Below are 21,722 nucleotides of genomic sequence, written 5' to 3'. Positions count from 1 at the left end.
AAAATTAATTATGTGAGTGACCGCCGAATACGAGGATCAATATAGGTATACGAGATATCAACAAGTAAATTAATAACGACATAGAGAATAGCTGTAAAAAAGACAACCCCCTGTACTACCGGAATATCGCGCGCCATAATCGCATCCGCGAGAATACGTCCTATCCCTTGCCTTGAAAAAACAGTCTCAATAACTACCGTTCCTGCTAACATTTCTCCTATCTGCATACCGACTACAGTCACGACAGGAATTAAAGCATTGCGCAGTGCATGCTTATACAAAATGACATGACGAGAGATTCCTTTTGCCCGTAATGTAGTGATAAAAGGTTCACTTAGTACTTCTAACATACTATTGCGAACTATACGAATCACAAATCCTGCTCCAACGATTCCTAGCGTGATCGCTGGCAACACCAGAGTAGATATACCGTCAGAACCCATCGCCGGGAACCAGCCCAATTGAATCGAAAAGATTAAGATTAGCAAAATCCCTGACCAGAATGTCGGCATCGAAATACCAAATAATCCAATAGTACGAGCCAGTATATCGATCCACCCATTACGATGAACAGCTGACAATATCCCGAGGATCACACCGATCAACACTGCTATGCATGTACTCGCTAAAGTTAAGATCAATGTCGAAGGAAAATTCGCTATAATTTTGGGCAGTACTGGATCAGAATTGACCATAGATACGCCAAAATCACCACGTAACATATCTGCTAGATAATGACCAAATTGAATATAAAACGGCTGATCTAATCCTAATTGAATACGTAAATTCTCTATCATTTCAGGAGTGGCATATGTTGGATCTATCATGGATAGAACAGGATCACCCGGTAACAGGTAAAATATTGCAAATACCAGTGTTAATGATCCTAAAATAACCAGTAACGATGAAATCGTACGTGTAATAATCGTCTGTACCATGTATATCCTCCTTATCCTCCAATACGCACATCATTAAAAAGTGGATAGCCTAAATAATCAAATGAAATGCCCTGTACAGTCTGAGATGCCGCAACCGTATACGGGAAAATGTAGACAGGAATAATCACAGCTAGTTCGTTAATACGTTGTTGTATGTTGCGATAGATGTTGGCACGTTGATCTTTATCTTTTTCAACAGCGCCTTGTTCTAACCATTGATCGATTTGTGGATCAGAAAGTCCTGGCAGTGTAGGGCGTGCATATGGCTCAGCAGTATGATAGAAAGCCGATAATGCATTCGGATCAGAGTTCACCTGACTATTGCCATACAGATCATATTCTCCATTTTGATACACAACAGTAGCAATATCTTTAGTGATATTGACTTGTACATCAATACCGACCGCTTTTAGTTGCTGTTGAATCATCGCTGCAATATCATTTCGTTTTTCCCGATTAGGAGAGCCATCTACATATTTCAGGGTAAGACGTTGACCGTCTTTGACACGTATACCGTCTTGTCCTTTCACCCATCCTAGTTCATCGAGTAGATTATTGGCATGTGTCAGATCAGGTTGATTTGTATTTTCTAATGATTCATCATATCCTAAAATGCCCGGTGTTAGAGCAGACCATGCACGTTCATACGTCCCTAGATATAACGTTTTGACAATCGCATTGACATCAATAGCCGATTGGAGCGCTTGTCTTGCTTTGACATTATCCCATGGAGCATGACGCTCATTAATAAATAATGTATACGGTAACCCTAAGGTGTTAGCCTGAAGCAATTGTAGATCAGGGCTATTTTTTAATGCCAATATATTTTGTGGAGGGACAGTCTCTGCGGCAAGTACCTGCTTACTTTGTACACTACCGATTCGAGTCGCTTCTTCTGGAATGATCGAAAATGTTATTCCGTCTATATGCGGTGCACCTGTGTTTTTTACAGTTTCAGGTGCCCATGTATAATCAGGGTTCTTTTTCACAGCAATTGAAGTATTATCTTTCCAATCGACATATTGATAAGGCCCTGAACCCACTGGTTTTTTGCCAAATTGTTCGCCTTCTTGTTTGGCGGCAGTAGGTGATACTATCCCGAGCATTGCTTGACTGATATTCCCTAGAAAAGCTTCTGAAGGTGTCGACAGATTAACTTGAACAGTATACTCATCAATGACTTTAGACGATGTATACGGACGAATCAGTGCAAGTGCATTTGCCGCTTTGGTCGCTGGATCAATTACACGATCAAAGTTGAATTTTACCGCTTCCGCATTAAATGGTGTTCCATCATGGAACTTTACATCTTTACGTAATTTGAAAGTATACTTTTTACCATCTTTGGATACAGTCCACGACTCTGCAAGCCACGGCTTAATTGAACCATCGGCTGTCTGTACAACAAGACTATCATATAGGGTACGCATAACCCTTACCGATACTGCTAGACCACTTCGATGAGGATCAAGTGTATCCGGTGAAGTTGCTAATGCGTAAGTCAATGTACCTCCATTAGCAGTAGCTACGCTACCTTGAGCATTACTTTTCTCTACAACTCCACCACAACCGGATACTACCAGTGATATTGCGATTAGCAGACCACTTACAGTCAACCATAATCGGTGATGGGTATGATTTCTTTGAGTATCTGTCATAAGTTATTCCTTTCACCATATTATTAGGGATATTTGTAGAACCTCAGAATGTATAGATCAAGTGATGATATCAATACATACGTAGTGATTAAGCGAGCGCATCCAGTGCAAATTGAATATGCATTTTAGCTCCTAATAGCAATACACGTTCATCTATATCGAACTTTGGATGATGTAATGGATAAGCAGATGTTGCCTCCTGAGGACGGCATCCGATAAAAGCAAATACACCCGGGCGGTGCTGGGTATATAATGCAAAGTCTTCACCTGCAAGAAAAGGTTGCTCTAATTCCAGTACATTTTCTTTACCAAAAATAGGTTCTGCCGCTTGTATTGCTCGATCTACTGCGGACGCTTCATTATTCAGCACTGTGCCTGTACGCTGTGTAATCGTTGCTTTTCCACCATGCAGACAAGCGATACTATGAGCATAATCAGCGATAGCTTTAGTTATGCGTTCGACAGTTTCTGTGCGAAAGGCTCGAAAAGTGCCAGTCACTTCACTTTCGCCTGCGATCACATTTTTGACCGTTCCCGCATGTAGCGTTCCAAACGATAACACTTTGGCTTCTGTAGGATTGATCCCTGTCGTCATAAAAATCTGCATATCATTCACAAATCGTGCTGCCATAATAATCGCATCTGAAGATAAATGTGGCGCACTATGATGACCAGAAGTCCCTTGAAAATGAACTGCAAAATGGCAGGACGCCGCCATTGCTGTCTCCTTGTGTATACCGATACTCCCTACAGGAAGATCAGGCCAGACATGCATCGCAAAAGATTGAGACACTCCTTGTAAAATGCCATCTTCGATCATATCTCGTCCTCCGCTAATCCAGCGATCATCCAAAGGAGAACGAAGAGCCCCTTCTTCCGCAGGTTGAAAAACAAATTTGATCGTTCCCCGAAAATGCTCCCGATGATCGCTCAATACTTTAGCAGCTCCAAGCAACATGGCAGTATGAGCATCATGACCACATGCATGCATATAACCTTCACGCCGGGAAGCATACGCATAATCATGTTCTTCTTGAATCGGCAAAGCGTCAATATCAGCACGTAATAGGATCGTCTCACCATCTTCTGCTCCATGCAGAATACCAACTACGCCTTGACCAAAATGCTTGCCTACTCCGCTTTGTACTTCTAGCCCCCATTTGCGTAACAGCCCAATAATCAGTGTGGTTGTATGATCGACATCGAAAAGAACTTCAGGGTGAGCATGCAACTCGCGACGAATACGAATAAGGTCGGACTCAAGTGTGTCCGGCAAAGATAAAGCAACAGCAAGTTCACTCATCCTCCATGTCCTCCCTTTCTTTTTCTAATGTTGTTAATTCCTATCTACTTAATTGGTATTGTTACATAAATGTAGACTTAATCAGGCTCAAGGTCAATGAATTCGCTTATAGATAAGATTGATATAGATATAGAACATATCAATCTTATGGTTATAGCCAGTGAGATACAGTTCTTTTGAAAATAAAAAAAGCCCGTTCACCTTATACAGTGAACGAGCTTGGGGTAGATCTGTATTTCGTTTATACATTTATTTCTTCCGCTGATTTTACTTCATTTTGGTTATCTGCTTTGGTTATTTCTTTTTGATAAATGGTAGTACGATTTCTGCCTTCTCGTTTGGAAGTATACATAGCTTCATCCGCATGACTAATCAAATCATTTGGTGTTTTGCCATGTTCAGGGAAAGCAACTACCCCACTTGATACAGTGATCAATTCTCCTGAAGGACTCACAGTACCATGAAGCAATTCACGTAATCGTTCAGCGACAATATAAGCGCGGGTCACATTACATCCACGTAATAAGATTCCGAATTCTTCTCCACCATAGCGAAAGCATACATCTCCTTCGCGAGAGACATTACGCATCGTGACGGCTAGAAATTGCATGACTCGATCTCCGGTGAGATGACCATACGTATCATTGACTCGTTTGAAATGATCGATATCTAACATCACCATAGCAAAAGGTTCATCCCCGATACACCATGTTTCCAGCGTAGAATCAAAATTACGCCGATTAGCGAGACCGGTTAGACCATCAAGTGCTGTCTCATTTTTCAATTTCACAATATACTTCTGTAGTTGTCTGGTCGTAAAACGAATACTTTGATACAGCACTTTCACTTCATATGTCCCCGAGCGAATAGGCGGTAACGCTTCACTTTTCCAATCATCTACCATACGGTTGGAGTAATCTGCTAATACCTGCAAAGGACGCACAGCTAGATACGTAATAATCCAACCCGCAGCTAACGTAATCAATAACAAAGGTAACGATAACAAAATACTTTTTTGAAGTAATTCTCGCAGTGGAACACTTATCACCGATGCAGGTGTCTGTACAATTACACCCCAACTGCTTTTCATATTATAAGCATATCCTGTATAAAAGGTCTGGTTCTGCTGATCTGTAAATTCAATCTTACCAGCCAAGCCAGCCATCACTTTCCATACAGCTTCATCGGCAGCTTTATTCGATCCTACTAATTTTAGATTAGGATGGAAAATAATATTGCCTTTCGGGCCGACTGCATACACATAAGAGCCATCTGATGAATAATCTTGCTCCAGAATGCCTTGTAATACATTAGACTTCTGCAAATAAATCGTTCCGGCAATATAACCATAATATCGTTCTTGTTTGTCAAACAACGGGCTGGTCACTAATACAATCCATCTACCGTCTTTGCTCATAAAAGGCTCGGTAATATGAGGGATTTGAATTTCTAGTAGCGTATTGTTGATAGGTCCACTCAATTGTTGCCCTGCTTTGACGCCTGATGTTGCTGGTACTGTATTGTTTACGATCAAATCTTTATTTACAATAACAATCGAATTAAAATAATTTTTGTTATTCGTATACAAATCTTCTAACAAATCTTGATCGATTTTATTTTCACGTTGCCATATTGTAGCCAATGCATCTATACTTTCTTGCATCGTACCTAATATATTACCTGCCGCATTTGCAAGTTCAGTGGCATGCTGGTAATTATTATCTAAATAATTATTAATCAGGGCTTGCTTACTAACGATATAGGCCGAATAAATCGAGATAATCATCGTAAGTAAAATAGAGAAAACAATGATAGTGCTTACAATGGTGACAAGCCTGAATCCTTTTTTAGGATATAAACGCAATCGGACACCCCACCTGACAAATCAAATATTAATCAACTTTAATTTTAACACAACCTTTTTCACAAAAGAAAGCAAAAGACACTTTAAATCGTCTTTTGCTTTCTAGAATATTATAAAAAAAGGATTACGACCGTACTGTTTGTTCTTTACGGCTCGTTTTCATTTTAGATAACGTTTTATTGATCCAAATAGCTGCCTGTGCGCCTTCACCCATTGCAATATTAGCTTGCTCTGAATGTGCACCCAGATCTCCAGCAATCCAGACATTTTCAATATTACTCATTTTGGAACGCGGATCTGTCTCGATATGATGATTATGAATAGTCTCTACACCTAATTGCTCTGCAAGTTCTGAATTCACATGATTGCCTCCAAAAGCTATAAAACCACGCTCTGCTTCTATCACCTGACCGCCTTCTAACTCTACACTATGGATAATACCACCTTCGTGATAATTGACCATATCTACAGCCGATTCAATATACGATATTTCTTTTTCTTGTAGACGTTCCATCGTTTCTGGACGGAATGGCTTGGATTCATGATTGATATAGATAAGGTCTGAAGTACGCTCTGACAAAATCAAAGCCATTTGAGCACCAGCTTCACCTGCACCGATCACGACAGTACGGCGATCTTCAATCTCATATCCATCGCAGTCCGGGCATACATATACACTATACCCTAATGTTTCGACCAGCCCGGGTAAGCGTGGGAATCGATCGATCAAGCCTGTCGCTAGCAATAGGGTTCTAGCTTTATAACTTTCTCCTTGTGCTCCTTTAAGCAAGAAATGATCTTCTTCTTTTTTCGCTTCCAAAATGCGATCTTCATGAAATTGTACGCCTAATGGCTCAGCATGTTCCCGTCCAATTTTGCGTAATTCCTCTCCTGAGATTCCATCAGGAAAGCCAAGAATATTTCCGTAGTTCTGGCATAATGTTGAACGTCCATGCCCTGCATCGATGACCAGTACCTCATGAGCAGAATATCTTCCTAGCTGAATAGCTGCTTGTAATCCTGCTATTCCTCCTCCTACAATAATGCAATCGTATAAAGTATTATCACTAATCATCGTTGTTGACCTCCTTGAATTGATGTTGCATTTGATCACTTTTTTATCGTTAACGACCGCTTATTTCTGTTCATAACAAGACTAGATGGATAGATAAGAGTATGTTAATAAATGTTTGATACTTACTTACGATTAAAAAGATCGTATAAGATAATATGTAAACCTCTTATATATTATGAAACGCAATCGACTACATATTACAAAAAATCCTCTTCTTCTGTAGCCTAATATCTACAAGAAAAAGAGGATTTGATTTGTACTATTGTATTAATTAAGATCTGCTGGTGTTATTTCATATAAAGAACCGCTCATCATACCACCGAATCCACCGCTATTGTTCGTGCGGTTCATCCCATTCATTGGGCTGTTCATCGTAGCAGTAGGCACTTTAGCATTATTTGCACCGGAAAGGCTGTTTTGCAACACCGTACTTGTAGTATCCTGCCACTCTTCTGTTGGAATTTCGGTACCATGTTCTTTGATCCATGTGATGATCTCATTCGATTCTCCACCACGACCACCGATCCCATTAATCATAAAGTATTTTATTTCTCCTTTACTAATCAATGCTTTCAAAGAATCAACTGTCAGAATCGGGTCACTTCCACCGAATCCGCCCATTGCCATAACAGGCTTACCGGTCTGAATAATATACGGAGCGGCTGAACTGGCATTCGATACAGCAAATAGATATTTTTCACCTGTATTGTGTTGAGTTACATATTGTAATAATTTTTCATTGGCTGTTTGATACATTCCACCGCGATTAGGTGTTCTTGCAGGTGCTGTATTAGTATTCTCTGAAGGCAAAGTATTTTCGGTAGGTGTCATCGTAGTATCCGGGTTAGTAGGTCTTATAGAAGCGTTACTGCCTCCTGCACCTATCATATTAGGAGGATTGCCACCGAATCTACCGAACCCTTCCTTAACTTCAGGGCCGCCAGCTGGTATTGCTACATTGCCAGAAGCATTAACAATCGAAAAAGAAGACCAGTATAATGGAGTCAACATCAGTAATATGATTGCTCCAGAAGCGAGATATAACTTGTTCGCTTGAAGAATAGAATCTTTTTTGCCAATCAGTAAGCCTATCGTTAGTACCAGTCCTACACCACCAATAATATAAAACCATGCAGAACCGATAGTCGCATTAAATGGATAGATGACATACATTTGAAAAGCTGTAGTGACAGCCACGTTAATAGGTAAAAGCCACGATAACCATCCACGCCCTTCACGATAATATCTCCATTGAGCCATAAAACCTGTTGCAGCAAGTACAGCTACAGGTGGAGCTAACATAATCAGATAATATTGATGGAAAAATCCTGCAATACTAAAAAATCCAGCTACAGGCAATAACCACATTACCCAGAATATACTATCAAGGTACTCTGGACGGCGCCATGTGTTTCGGCGTACTCCTGCAAATAAAGCGATTAACGATACAATGGCAAACGGCAATAATAGACTTGCTTGACCGGATAGACTGGATTGAAATAACCGAAGCGGGCCTGCATCTCCAATATTGAACATTTTTCCTGTATTTCGATTCCCTGTCGGAGGAGACATTTGGCTATTGGTCATGCCTGTTATCTGGTTGTTGCTATTACTGGTAGTCGGGGGAGTTGTAACTTGCGCTGTATTCTCTTCTGGTGATAGTACAGACGTCTGTCCTGTTAAGCGATTAAGCCCGTTATACCCAAAAGCCAGTTCCATGACAGAGTTCGTCAGACTACTTCCTTCATAAGGTCGTTCACTTGCAGGTACACTATCGACAATCATTGCCCATGAGACCGAGATCCCTGCGAGTAATACTGTTCCTATCGCAAGCACCGATAGTTTTTGCTTCCAATTCACTTGATAAGCCAGTAGATAAAATACATATAAAGCAGGCAGAATCATATACGCTTGTAGCATTTTCACATTAAAAGCAACACCGATCATAGAGAAACCAGCGATAATCCACAGCGCTTTCTGTTGCTTTACACCTTTAAGTAGCATCCATGTCGCTAATAGTAAAAAGAATACCAATAGACTATCTACATTGTTGGAGCGTTGTACTGCTATTGCTACAGGAGTAACGGCCATCATTAGCGCTGCAAGCCGTGCTGTATTCACTCCAAAAGTAGGCTTAACGATCAGATAGATTAATCCAACCGATCCTACACCTGCAAGTGCCATAGGCAAGGTGACGCTCCATCCATGCACTCCAAAAATAGATGCAAATAACGTCTGCACCCAGAACGCTACAGGAGGCTTATCAATCGTCACAAATCCACCGGGATCGAACGAAGCATAGAAAAAGTTGTGAAAACTTTGAAGCATACTTGTTACTGCCGCTGTATAGTAGGCATTGGCGTTTCCATTTTCCCAAATCTTCCACACATTTAGAAAAGCAGAAAGGATTAAAATCAAAATCAGCGGAATATCTATTCTTGATCGTGATTTTGATAGACTGCTTGCTCTTACTTCCATAGGTATTCCTCCCCAATCATCCATCATTCAGATATACTTTTTATGTAGATTTCATTTTGGCGCATTAACCTTAAATTTAGATCATGAATTACTTAAAAAAAGATTAAATATGCAATTTCTGATACATCTGGCATCTGAAAATATACGTTTACTGTTTATATTGTTATGCACAAAAAAGAACCTCCATACTCACTACGATGTGAGTTGGAGGTTAAATGTTGTATTTATAGCAAGGGGGGATTTGCTAAGAACAAGGACAAATAAGGGTTAGTGTTGGGCAAACATATGCGCAAATGCTTGAGCTAGCCAAGCATTAATATTCATTAGTATTGAGTGTTACCACTTTCCGTAATGTTTTTCACACCGATAAATTTAGTGCCTACATTATGGTAACGAGTATTAGTCATTTTCACTGTACTGGTAGAACTATCTGTACGAAAAATCGCTTCTTTCATATCAGAAATATCGCAATTGTCGATCGTTACATTTACTTTAAATGTACTTCCGCCCAATTGACGAATAAATTTACCTGCTTTGGAACCTTTAAAGTTGCTTACTTTGAACGTAGAAGCTGCATTGATCTGGAACATTTTATCATCACCATTGGTAGCCGAACCACCTTTAAGAGTAACTGTTCCACTTTCTTTGATCGTCATTGCATCTTCACCGATATCTTCCCAGACAATGTTCTCCAGAGTAGCGTTCCCATAAGTATGTACGCCATCAGCCGCTGGATAACCAAGTACTACATTTTTCAATGTACCTCCATTTTCAACGCGGAAAATAGGTTTTTGACCTTCTTTTTGACTGCCATCTCCAAGAGCACTTCCTGCGATGAAGCGTGCTCCTTTGCCATCATACACTTCGCCTGCTTTGACAACGATTGTAGTGTTAGTGACACCGGCTGCTTCTACTGTAGTTGTTGGTACAGCAGTTGTCGGCACAATTGTTACAACTGATACTAACATCGTAGCCGCTAATACCGTTGTTACCCATTTTTTCATCCAAAAATCGCTCCTTTTGAATACATTTTTTTAAACCTGTTACTTAAAATGTAATTTATCAGGTTTAAGTTAACAATATCATTTGGAGTATAATTTTTCCATATGAATATAACGAAACCTTTTTGAAAATAATATGCAAAATATCGAAAAATTATCCATCAATAAATACAGCTTCTTCCCTATTTAATATTTAGAAAAACCAATAGAAAATTCCTTTTAATACCATATTGTAAACTATACTTTAGCTCAATAACTTGTTGTACCCAAAAAAAGAGAAGCCTTATATTACAAGGCTTCTCTTTTTTTGGTGTTATTATTCTTTATCAAAAAAGAAATGTTCGGCTGATACTTGATCGCCTTCGATCGTAATTTTACCGTAAGAGTATCTTGGTTCACGACGCTTGTCTGTCGGTGATCCTGGATTGAATAATAGGATATCTTCCCGTATCTCAGATAAAGGCGTATGAGAATGCCCGAATACGATGATATCGACAGCTTCATTAGGAAAAGTGTTAAACGCTCGATCCGGCGTTGTACCTCTCCATCCATCTCCATGAACCAGACCAATTCGCTTGCCAGCAACCTCTATTATTTTCTGCAATCCAAGTCGTTCTACAATATCGTCTCCATCATTGTTACCTGCTACTGCTTCGACAGGAGCCAATTCAGATAACTTTTCATACACCCACCAATCACAGAAATCTCCTGCATGTACAATAAGGTCTACCCCTTGCAACCCTTCTAATAAATGAGCTGGCAGATAACGATTACGACTAGATATATGTGTATCGGATACAATGCCAATAATCAATTAGTTCCCCTCCTTACTCTGATAAGCGAGACGACGTTCATCTCGATCGGTTTCACTAAGCTTAGGACAAGAGAAACAATAATCTCCATCATCCATACGATGATACAAGCAACAAGCGCTTTTTAACGGAATCGATTGATCTCCTTGAATACTGGTCGTATAACGAGTGGGTATATGGAGCGGATTGCGTGATAAGCCAAACGTTTCCGCTTCCATTTGTGTTGTCACATAGTGATGATCTTCTTTAATCTGCTCTACAATCGTTGTCGATGAAGCTTCTTCTTGCCATGCTTGAATAAAATAATTAAACTGACTTGGGAATTGCCGCCAGAATACACGGGCATGAGCGCCTGTGACCGCCGATATTGCTTCGATCAAAGGACGAAGCGTTTGTTGATACAACTGTTTGAGATGAGTCTGGCGAAATAATTCTCGCTCCGCAGAAGCACCGGGCCCTTGCTCTTCACTCCACTGCTGAATCCGAAATGCAAACTGACAATATCCATTACTTTCGTACATATCCATCGTTAGATTTTCTAAGTCTAATGCGATACTTCTATTATAAAAGGAAAGATAATATTGCTCTGCCAAAGCGATGCGACCTAACCAGGAACAGAAAAAGGTTCCTGCTGGCTCTGTATCCGGTGCTTTTAGCAAAGGAGCATAGAACTGTAAAAACTTCTTCATGCCTTCTACTGTACTCAATTCTGCAAAAGAAGCGCTATATATGGCATCCGGATGTGGTTCCATTATGAGATAAAATTTAGCTTTTAACATATCACGATCCAAGCTAAGCTCCATACTTCCCAAACCCTTCCTTTATTAAGATTCATTATCATTTATCCTATACCAATCTCTTCGATTCTTCAAATCAACATTAAAAAAGACAGCCCTTGAATAAAGGACTGTCTTATAACGGAAGGTATAACTATGATTTGATTAAGAAGAAGATTTCGATTCAACCGGTTGCTTTTTGGTGCTTACAACAGATTCTACAGCCGCTATACGGCGATCTTCAGGCTGTCCGGTTGCTTGAATTTTTCTGACTTTGTGAAGTACTTCTTTGTTCGGTAAGTAATGAAGAGATTTGATATAACGGATCGTTTTGGTTTTGGCACGCATAACGATTGAATGCGTCTCTGCACGATCATCGGCCAGATAACGAACACCACCCAGGATTTCACCAGGCGTTACACCTGTTGCGGCAAAAATAACATCGTCGGTGCCGATCATATCCTGCATCGTAAGAATCTGGTACGGATTTTCGATACCCATTGCCTGACAGCGTTCAAACTCCGCTGCATTGGCTGGCATCAATCTACCTTGTAGTTCACCACCAAGGCAGGATAGTGCAGCAGCAGCCAGTACACCTTCCGGTGCGCCTCCTGATCCTAAGTAAAGATCAATCCCTGCTTCGGGGAAAGCAGGAGCCATAGCGCCTGCTACATCGCCATCGCTGATAAATTTGATCCGAACGCCTACTTTACGCAATGTTTTGATAATACTTTCATGACGATCACGATCTAATATCATAACCGTGATATCCGCCATATTTTTACCGAGTGCTTTGGATGCTTTATGCAAAGTCACATCGACAGGATCTTCAATACTGAGCTTGCCTACTAATGCAGGGCCTACAGCTAATTTCTCCATATACATATCAGGAGCGTGCAGAAGGTTACCTTTATCGGCTACAGCAATAACCGAAAGTGCATTATTCAACCCCTTCGCCACAATGGCTGTTCCTTCTAACGGGTCTACTGCTACATCTACTTCTGGTGAATCTGTGTTTCCCACTTTTTCTCCAATATACAACATCGGAGCTTCATCCATCTCACCCTCACCGATTACAACAGTACCGTTAATCGATACAGAGTCGAACATCGCACGCATCGCTAGTGTAGCCGCCTCGTCTGCGCTGTTCTTGTCACCGCGTCCCATCCAGGGAGCCGAAGCCAATGCCGCGACTTCTGTTACTCTTACAATTTCCAATGCCATCTCGCGTTCCATGTCTTCCACTCCTTTAATTGGGATTTCAAAGATAAATGTTGTTTACTAGAGCATATAATATCACTATTTCAAACAAAAATGTTGTTTTTAACGAAAATAATCTTCTAAAACAAATTTATATGTTTGATAAATAAATATTATAAAGTTTTTAAAAGTACATTATAACTGATAAACAACATATTTCTTGAATACAGAAATTAAATCTGTGTTTTTAATTTCATTTTATATAAATAACCACATTTCAATGAATGAAACCAAAAAAAAGAAACAGCAAACAATCTCTAAGAGATCATTTACTGCTTCTTTATTTATGACGATTGGAGATTAGTTGATACCAACAGCGCTCAACGAATTTTTAACAGCTGTTGTTTGAGCAGAGTTTGCACCATACAAATCTGTAGATGCTTGGATCATTGCAGAACGGTAAGCAGAGAAGTTAGAGCTAGAAGTCAAGTAGTAGTTCAATGCACGGTATACGATTTGGATCGCTTGTGAACGACCGATACCTGTTGTATTTACTCCACCAAATGTTCCACCTTGCGCTAACAAGTAGTATGCTTTGTTCGGAATACCACTGTTTGTGTGTACGCCACCGTTATCACTGGATGTATTTACATAAGCAGACATTGAAGCTGGTTGTCCACCTTTAGCAGGGTTATCCATGTAACGAAGAGCATCACCAGAAGTACCTGGAGTATAGATTGCATCACCGATCAACCAGTTTTTACCTTCGATCGTGTTACCGAACATATCAGAGATTGCTTCATTCAAAGCACCGGATTGACCATAGTATTCAAGGTTAGCTGTATACTCGGTTACACCGTGAGTCAATTCATGACCTACAACATCCAAGTCACCAGACAATGGAACGAATGTAGAACCGTCGCCATCTCCATAGACCATTTGCGTTCCGTTCCAGAATGCATTGTTGTAGTTAGTAGAGTAATGAACGGTAGATTTAAGAGCTAGACCATTACCATCAATACTGTTACGTCCAAAGTTAGATTTGTAGAAATCATATACTCTTTCTGCGTAAGTATGAGCATCTACAGCAGCAGGATCATTAAATGTACTGCTTGTGCTGGATACTGTTGATCCTGGCAAAGTACTACGGTTAGCTGCCGTATATGTTTGTACACCTTTTCCACGTGTACTATCGATTAACAAGTTGCTAGAACCAGATACAGTTGTTGTGAACGACTTCGTATCGCCCAATACCCCTTTACCTGTTCCTGTAGCATGCTCAATCAAGTCATATTGGAACAAGATTGAACCATCTTTAGCATCGATAAAGTAACGTGTACGAAGTGGTTCAGGAGTAAGTACGTTTACTTCAGTTACATAAGCTAAGCTAGCTTTATCTTCTGGAGCATATACATACAATTTAGCACTTGGTGCTTTTTGAGCTTCACCTAATGAACCAATTTTAGAAGCAGCATCTTTTTCAGCAATTTTGATTGCTTCAGAAGCGCTAATTTTTGGAGTTACAGCTGCTTTTGCATCTTTAGCATCGCTTAATTTACCGTAGACATCTTCAACTACGCTACCCAAGTACAAAGATACATTTCCTGTTTTATCAAAGTGCAATGTTTGTTCTGCACCGTATACAGGAACGCCTTCGTAGATTTGGTTGATGCGATAATGTTCTGTACCTGTAGAGGAATCTGCTTGACGTTTAGTAATATCAAAAACTTGTTGTGCAGTTGCTTGTTGATCTCCGGCAATTGTACGTTTTTGTCTGTCCAAGAATTTCCATACTTTTGCATCACCAGCCAATCCGCTTGTTACCAAAGTAGATTGTGTAATTACTTGTGGAGTGTAATCTCCTAATGGTGTTACTTCATTAGCAGAAGCAGCAAAAGCTGGAGCCTGAGCACCAATCAACAAACTACCGGCAAGTATAAATCCAAACGTCTTTTTCAAAGTATTCTCCCCTGTTCACTTGGTTTTTTGGTATTGCCTAATAACAACTTTTTGTGCTTTTTCTTCTAAGTACCTGTGAGCCTTTGCCAAAATTCAATGATAGCATTCGTATCGAACGCTCAAGCGCCAGCTACAAACTGCGGGCAACATCTACAACAACAATCAGTAACCGGTACCCCTCCTTTTGGACGCTCATATTTTACCAAATAAATCATTTTGTGGATTTCTTCTTGCGTCTGAAAGGAATCGTATCATGATTCCTAAAAAAAATAAATACCTTTTTAGATAAAAATATGGAAAAAGATGAAAATAGCTGATTTATCTGACATGAGCTGTACAGTTTAGTATCATTTGGAGAAAACTACCTTACTTTTCGCACGTAAAAAAGACTTAATTCTACTTTTCAGCAGTAATTAAGTCTTAATTAAATTCAGATTCACAAAAAGAGAAAAAAGGTTATAAGAATCAGGGCGCTTATAAACATATTTTTATCAATTTAACTGGAAATTATTTTGGTGTACTGGCTTATTTTTTAAAGACTACTAACTTAGTCTCTAACATTTCTTCTAACGCATACTTAATTCCTTCACGACCTATTCCACTTTGTTTTACTCCACCATATGGCATATGATCGACACGGAATGATGGAATATCATTAACGATCACTCCACCTACTTCTAATTTCTCAGCCGCTTGAAATGCTGTTGACAGTTGTTGTGTGTAGATCCCTGCTTGCAATCCATAATTAGAACGATTGACTTCACGAATCCCTTCTTCCATATCTGCTACAGGATTGATCATCACAATAGGAGCGAATACTTCCTGACAAGCGACACGTACCTCGGGATTCACTCGTAACAAGACAGTAGGTAAAAGAAGATCTTCTTCTATTGTACCTCCATACGCAATCTCTGCTCCTTGAGATACGGCTTCTTCTATCCATTCTATTGCTCTTGTCTGTTCTTTAGGTGCGATCATAGCAGACACATCAGTATCTTCATTCATCGGATCACCTAGCTTCAGTTGACGCGTTGCTTGGACAAATTGATCTACAAAATCCTCAAAGATGTCTTGATGTACATAAATACGCTGAATAGAAATACAGACTTGTCCCTGATTGCCAAATGCACCGGAGACGGCACGCTGAATCATTGCAGGAATATCGGTATCACGGTCAATAATCAGTCCCGAGTTAGAACCTAGCTCTAATGTTACCTTTTTAAGACCTGCTTTGGATCGAATCGAGATGCCTACTGCCGGGCTACCTGTGAATGACAATACTTTGACACGTTCATCGGTTACGATAGCATCCCCTACCACTTTGCCATCCCCTGTTACTACATTCAGTGCTCCCGCAGGTAAGCCAGCTTCTTGTAATAATTCTGCTAATAAGAAAGAAGATAATGGAGTCTGCTCCGCAGGTTTCAATACCACTGTATTTCCGGCAGCAAGAGCAGGTGCTACTTTGTGTGCAACCAGATTCATAGGGAAGTTAAATGGAGTGATCGCCCCTACCACACCTACAGGCTCTTTGACCGTATAAGCGATTCGTCCTTCTCCACTTACAGAAGCATCCAGTGGAATCGTTTCTCCATGAATCCGTTTGGCTTCTTCTGCGGCAAATTTATACGTTTCTACTGTACGTCCTATTTCTGTTCGAGCAGCTTGTAGCGGTTTAGCACCTTCAAGTGCTATCAATTGTGCTGCTTCTTCTGAACGTTGTTCTAACAGCCGTGCTAGATTTTCCAAAATAGATGCGCGTTGGTGTGCTGGCATAGCACGCATCGTTGCTCTAGCTTCATAAGCAGCCGCTATAGCCTGCTTGGTTTCTTCCTCATTAGCTTCGGCAACTTCCGCAATAAGGGAACGATTGTATGGAGAATATAAAGGCGTATAGGACTGAGCTGTAACCCACTCCCCGTTAATATATAAATGTTTTTTATCCATAATGTTCTTCCTTTCTTCATTCAAAATAAAGCTACGCTGGAAATAAGCGCTCCTACTCAATACCCTTTTTTACAACAAAGTATGTTTATTTATTTTATATTCAGCAAAATAGGGTCTTTTATACTAAATAAATTACGACTATATTCGACAATTAATATTTGTTTATTTATTTTTTAGATAACTATACATTTTTTAAAAAATTTGCCGAAATATAATTTGTTACAACAATAAAATGTTAATAAATGCTTTTATTCAGGGATTTATAGGTTTTTTTCTAGTTACCATTTTAATATTAATGTTTGCTTAAAAATACATTAAAATACATTTAATGAAAAAATGTTTAAAAATCTATCGACATATTCGACAAAATGTGAGATATTTACATTACTTAAAAACCAAGACTTATTAACTACTAATTATTAATGGAATGAGATGAAGCTGATGAAACATTTAAAAGTACAAACCAAAATTATAAGCTTAACGTTACTCAGTGCATTGTTTATGATTATCGTTGGATTTGCAGGTTACAAAACAACGGATCTTATGTCTACCGAATCCAATGAAATGTATAACCAGAATGTCCGAGCCATTAGTGATGTAAGTCAGATCATTATTGATAATAGAACAATTGAAGCAGCATTACTTGAATTTATTATTACTACAGATAAAGATCGCAATGCAGCATTAGACTCTACGATCAAAGAACGTTTGACCCAAAATCAAACTTTATATACAGATATGAGTACGATCACTCTTACTCCAGAAGCAACCAAGCTCTATGATACTTACAGCAAGTCACTTACAGATTACACTTCCAAAATTGAAGAAGTACTCCAAAATGCATCACAAAATAATAACACTGAAGCTTACCGTATCTTCCAAACCGATGTCGAACCATTACGCGTTAGTATGAATGATACAACCAAAGCACTAAATGCTTTACTAAAAAAAGAAGCACAAAACAATAATGAACAAGCTATACATCTAGCATCTGTTGCCAAATTCGTATTGATTATTGTATTTGTTGCTGGTGCTCTAATCTCTGCTCTTGCAGGTCTTTGGATTAGCCGTATAATCAGTCGTCCTCTCAAACAGTTACAACAATTAATGGGTAGTGCTGGTGAAGGTGATCTTACCGTTAACGGTTCTTATCAATCTCGTGATGAAATTGGACAAGTGACCACTTCATTTAATGCGATGATGACTAATGTAAGAGATATTATCCGTAAAGTTGATGAAAGTGCGATGACGTTATCTGCTTCTTCAGAAGAATTAACAGCAAGTGCAGATCAGACAGCCCAAGCAGCAGAACATATTGCAGTAGCTACCAATGAAATGTCTACCGGAATCGAATCTCAAGTCGAATCTGTTAACCAGGTCAACCAATCAATCGGCTTGATGTATGAACGTATGGGTCATGTAGCAGCGATAAGTAACGAAGTTAATCAAATGACAGAACAAATGAATGCTGATGCCAAAAATGGACTAAGCGAAGTTACCGAGATTACCCAGTTAATTCAAGGTATCGCTCAAGATATGCAAGATAATCTAGCCGTTATGACTAATTTGAATGACAAATCCAATCAGATTAGTATTGCTTCATCTGCAATTCAACAGATTGCACAACAAACGAATTTGCTTGCTCTTAACGCTTCGATTGAAGCGGCTCGTGCAGGTGATGCAGGTAGAGGATTTGCGGTAGTTGCTGAAGAAATTCGTAAACTTGCTTCCAGTACAGCGGATTCTTCTACATTGATCTCTAATATGGTTCAGTCTATTCAACATGATAGTCATATGGCGGTTGAACAGGTTCATAAGTCTTCAGATAGTATTCAAAGTACAGTAGCTAGTAGTACTCGTGTAAACACAGCATTTGAAGCGATTCAACATTCTGTTAGTAATACAACAGAGAAAATTATTCGTACAGGTTCTTTGATTCAAGAAGTTGCTAAGCAATCCGAGACGATTGCAGAAGCTATGGGACATGTAAGTGCAATATCAGAAGAAAGTTCTGCGGGTATTCAACAGACAGGCGCTGCAAGTGAAGAGCAATTGTCTACAATGGAAGAAGTCTCAAGTGCAGCACGTTATTTGGCTGATTTAGCTGAGAACTTACAAACAACTCTTGCCCGCTTCAAAATATAATATATATTCAGTCAGGAGAAAACAGCATGAGAAATTGGAAAGTTAGAACTAAAATCATTACGCTTATTGTAGTAAATCTACTCGTTTTAGTGATGTTAAGCGCTACAGGCACATTAATGACTAATCAAATGTCCAAAGTCGCTTCAAATATGTACGAAGTCAATATGCGCTCTCTTACGATTATGGATCAAATTATTATGAACTATGGTGATAATGCCGCTAGCCTTCTTGAATTAATGCAGACGACTGATCCAACCGTTAATAAAAGTTTGATGAATCAAATTAATGTCACTGCGGCCAATAATAAAGAACAATTTGAAATGATGGGACAAATGACACTGAGTCCTTCTAATCAAAAGTTAGCTGCTGAACTGGTTCCGTTAGCAACAGCATTTTCAGAACAACGCGATAAAATTGCCGCATTAGCAGCCGCTAACCAGAATCAGCAAGCTTTTCAAGCCTATGCGAATCTTAATAGCCAACGTACTCAACTAAACGAAGTATTGAATGCTATGCGTACTAATCTTATTGATGAAGCAGGCAATGCCAAAGTAGCTGCTGATCAACAATATAGCCAGTCCCAATGGATTACAGGTATTCTATTTGTAATAGGATTGATTATCTCCCTACTACTAGGTGGTTGGATCGTACGCTTGATTGTACGTCCTCTCAACAATGTAACACAATTAATGACTAATGCTTCAGATGGTGATCTTACAGTTCATTCCGATTACGCATCCCGAGATGAAATTGGTCAATTGTCTGCTGGATTCAATACTATGATATCGAGTATTCGTGAAATTACGAAAAAAGTAGACGAAAGTGCAATGACTCTCTCTGCTTCATCAGAACAATTAACAGCTAGTGCTGAACAAACAGCCAAAGCTTCTTCCCATATTGCTACTTCTTCTGGTGAATTATCAACTGGATTCGAATCTCAAGTCGAAACGGTTAACCAGGTAACGAATGCAACAAATGAAATGACCGATAAAATGAAACAGTTACAAACAAGCAACAAAAATGTTCAAGCTCTTACGAATCATATGGAAGAAACCGCTGGTAATGGAATTAGTGAAGTGCAAGAAATTACTCATTTGATCAATAATCTGGCAAGTAATATTCAGGATAACTTGAATGTATTGACTAGCTTGAACCAAAAATCAGATGAGATTGGATTGGCTTCACAAGCGATTCAACAAATTGCCAAACAAACCAACTTGCTTGCTCTAAATGCTTCAATTGAAGCGGCTCGTGCAGGTGAATCTGGACGTGGATTTGCAGTCGTTGCGGATGAGATTCGCAAACTTGCAGAAGGTGCAGCACAATCTTCTACGCAAATTACAGCATTGATCTCAGACGTACAATCAGAAAGTCAAAAAGCAGTCGAACAAGTTCATACGTCTGTAAGTAATGTACAAGCCGGGGTTCAAAGCAGTGAACGCGTGAATGTAGCGTTTGAAGCGATTCGTCAAGCGGTTGCGGATACTGTAGAACAAATCGGTGGCACACGTTTGATGGTTGGATCTATCACTGTACAATCTCAACAAATCTCTGAAGCGATGGAACATTTAAGTGCTCTATCTGAACAAGGCTCAGCAGGTATTCAAGAAATGAATGCTGCGAGTGAAGAACAATTATCAACCATGGAAGAAGTATCTGAATCTGCTCGTTACCTCTCTTCACTTGCTGAAGATCTTCAACAACTATTAGCTGGATTCAAACTTTAATTTGCAACTTGCTTTGGTTACGCTTTGATTTCTTTTTAACTGTCTGCTTTATTATAAAAAGGAAGCTCTCTACAAGATGATGTAGAGAACTTCCTTTCTTTTTTTATTTCATATATTTAGAGAACAGTTCGCCTGCTCTTTTCGCAAATTCTTCAAGATCGATATTCGTTTTACCTAGACGTGAATACCAATTTTTGACCGTATCGAGTACCCATGACGGAATACTTTTCCCGGATATCCGACTATAAAATTGATAATATGCCCATACGAGATGATCCCAGCGCTTATCATCACCTTTTTGAATATATTCAGACACATCAATTACTTTAGCATGTCCATTTTGTACAATTACATTTTTTAAATGAATATCCCGCGGATTCAGACCAATGCTACGTACATACTCTCTAGCAGCTTCTACATCCAAAATGACTTGCTCGGGAACTTCAATCCCTTGTAACAAACAATCTTGTAGTGTCGGCCCTTCTTCATAACTCATTACCAGATAGTTCGTACCTCTACCATAGCAGGTCGGAAAATAAGGTGAACCTGCTAATCGCTCATATACAAATACTTCAGATTGAATTTTATCAATCGCTTCCGGTGTAAACAGCTTAAAGGCATACTCAGGAACTTGATCATACGTAAATACAGCCGCATCTGTTCCTATCCCTATACATCGTGCTCCATCTGCATAACCAGATATAACTACCGGATCATTATCATCACTACCACTGACACCTATGCGGCGTAATGCTTCTTCTGCTACTCTCCAATCGGATACCATCCAGATTGCCCCTCTCTTACCTCACATCAACCGATAACGGATTCATAATAAATAT

General features: G+C 39.5%; 15 protein-coding genes. 2 read left to right on the top strand and 13 right to left on the bottom strand.

All coding sequences use genetic code 11. The annotated features are described in order from the left end of the window. Positions 1 to 8: 8 nt before the first annotated feature. The 12 genes from PQ460_RS11990 to PQ460_RS11935 all read right to left on the bottom strand — a co-directional run bounded on the left by PQ460_RS11990 (position 9) and on the right by PQ460_RS11935 (position 17,011). Positions 9 to 938 carry an ABC transporter permease gene (locus PQ460_RS11990; RefSeq protein ID WP_274172847.1) on the bottom strand — a complete coding sequence of 310 codons (930 nt, stop codon included), beginning with the start codon at positions 936 to 938 and terminating at the stop codon, positions 9 to 11. Positions 939 to 949: 11 nt separating this feature from the next. Continuing rightward, entirely contained in the window at positions 950 to 2,596 is a 1,647-nt protein-coding gene (locus tag PQ460_RS11985) for an ABC transporter substrate-binding protein (protein ID WP_274172846.1), read from the bottom strand. A gap of 88 nt (positions 2,597 to 2,684) precedes the next feature. After that, positions 2,685 to 3,899 (bottom strand): M20 metallopeptidase family protein, encoded by a 1,215-nt coding sequence (locus PQ460_RS11980; RefSeq protein WP_274172845.1) that lies wholly within the window; start codon positions 3,897 to 3,899, stop codon positions 2,685 to 2,687. A 241-nt stretch (positions 3,900 to 4,140) separates the two neighbouring features. Further along, a complete protein-coding gene (locus PQ460_RS11975; protein ID WP_274172844.1) occupies positions 4,141 to 5,685 on the bottom strand; it encodes a sensor domain-containing diguanylate cyclase in 1,545 nt (514 codons plus the stop codon). A 202-nt stretch (positions 5,686 to 5,887) separates the two neighbouring features. Then, positions 5,888 to 6,838 (bottom strand): NAD(P)/FAD-dependent oxidoreductase, encoded by a 951-nt coding sequence (locus PQ460_RS11970; RefSeq protein ID WP_273612453.1) that lies wholly within the window; start codon positions 6,836 to 6,838, stop codon positions 5,888 to 5,890. Between the two features lie 267 nt (positions 6,839 to 7,105). Further along, complete coding sequence (locus PQ460_RS11965; RefSeq protein WP_274172843.1) at positions 7,106 to 9,316, bottom strand: ArnT family glycosyltransferase; 2,211 nt, start codon at positions 9,314 to 9,316, stop codon at positions 7,106 to 7,108. A gap of 323 nt (positions 9,317 to 9,639) precedes the next feature. Beyond that, entirely contained in the window at positions 9,640 to 10,320 is a 681-nt protein-coding gene (locus tag PQ460_RS11960; protein ID WP_274172842.1) for a pectate lyase, read from the bottom strand. 313 nt (positions 10,321 to 10,633) lie between these two features. Continuing rightward, on the bottom strand, positions 10,634 to 11,131 hold the full coding sequence (locus tag PQ460_RS11955) for a metallophosphoesterase family protein (protein WP_274172841.1): 498 nt from the start codon (positions 11,129 to 11,131) through the stop codon (positions 10,634 to 10,636). Continuing rightward, positions 11,132 to 11,881, bottom strand: a complete 750-nt coding sequence (locus PQ460_RS11950) for a (2Fe-2S)-binding protein (protein ID WP_274172840.1) — start codon at positions 11,879 to 11,881, stop codon at positions 11,132 to 11,134. A 189-nt stretch (positions 11,882 to 12,070) separates the two neighbouring features. Further along, complete coding sequence (glpX, locus tag PQ460_RS11945; protein ID WP_273612457.1) at positions 12,071 to 13,141, bottom strand: class II fructose-bisphosphatase; 1,071 nt, start codon at positions 13,139 to 13,141, stop codon at positions 12,071 to 12,073. A gap of 324 nt (positions 13,142 to 13,465) precedes the next feature. Beyond that, complete coding sequence (locus PQ460_RS11940) at positions 13,466 to 15,064, bottom strand: M4 family metallopeptidase (RefSeq protein WP_273612458.1); 1,599 nt, start codon at positions 15,062 to 15,064, stop codon at positions 13,466 to 13,468. A gap of 525 nt (positions 15,065 to 15,589) precedes the next feature. Next, a complete protein-coding gene (locus PQ460_RS11935; RefSeq protein ID WP_274172839.1) occupies positions 15,590 to 17,011 on the bottom strand; it encodes an aldehyde dehydrogenase family protein in 1,422 nt (473 codons plus the stop codon). 441 nt (positions 17,012 to 17,452) lie between these two features. Between PQ460_RS11935 and PQ460_RS11930 the strand changes: the two genes are divergently transcribed. Continuing rightward, complete coding sequence (locus PQ460_RS11930) at positions 17,453 to 19,156, top strand: methyl-accepting chemotaxis protein (protein ID WP_274172838.1); 1,704 nt, start codon at positions 17,453 to 17,455, stop codon at positions 19,154 to 19,156. A gap of 26 nt (positions 19,157 to 19,182) precedes the next feature. Continuing rightward, on the top strand, positions 19,183 to 20,883 hold the full coding sequence (locus tag PQ460_RS11925) for a methyl-accepting chemotaxis protein (RefSeq protein WP_273612460.1): 1,701 nt from the start codon (positions 19,183 to 19,185) through the stop codon (positions 20,881 to 20,883). Positions 20,884 to 20,986: 103 nt separating this feature from the next. On the opposite strand, the gene PQ460_RS11920 is transcribed toward PQ460_RS11925, so the two are convergent. Beyond that, a complete protein-coding gene (locus tag PQ460_RS11920; RefSeq protein WP_069328818.1) occupies positions 20,987 to 21,667 on the bottom strand; it encodes a serine/threonine protein kinase in 681 nt (226 codons plus the stop codon). Positions 21,668 to 21,722: the final 55 nt, after the last annotated feature.

It is taken from the genome of Paenibacillus sp. KACC 21273, from assembly GCF_028736095.1.
Taxonomy (GTDB): domain Bacteria; phylum Bacillota; class Bacilli; order Paenibacillales; family Paenibacillaceae; genus Saccharibacillus; species Saccharibacillus kyungheensis.
This window is presented reverse-complemented; position numbering and strand designations above follow the sequence as displayed.